Genomic DNA, 329 nt, shown 5'->3' with positions numbered 1-329 from the left:
GCAGGGTGATCAGCCCGAGATGGCTGATGGTGGAATAGGCCAGCAGGCCCTTGAGATCGTTCTGAAACATGGCGCAGTAAGCGCCGAGGAGCAGGGTCATGGCGCCGGCACCGCCGACGATCCAGAACCATTCTTCGCTGCCGGACAGCGACGGCCACAGGCGGGCCGGCAGGAACACGCCGGCCTTCACCATCGTCGCCGAGTGCAGATAGGCCGAAACCGGCGTGGGCGCCGCCATGGCGTGGGGCAGCCAGAAATGGAACGGGAACTGTGCGCTTTTGCTCAAGGCGCCGATCAGCACCAGGGCCAGCATCACCGGGTACAGCGAA

General features: G+C 65.0%; 1 protein-coding gene. It reads right to left on the bottom strand.

The window, feature by feature from the left end:
• The coding region (locus tag AC0L20_RS40390; protein WP_473295730.1) for a proton-conducting transporter transmembrane domain-containing protein at positions 1 to 329 on the bottom strand (329 nt) is incomplete at both ends.

It is taken from the genome of Bradyrhizobium sp. Kon58 (genome assembly GCF_055807455.1).
Note: the sequence above shows the minus strand (reverse complement) of the source record. Positions and strands in the feature narration are given on the sequence as shown.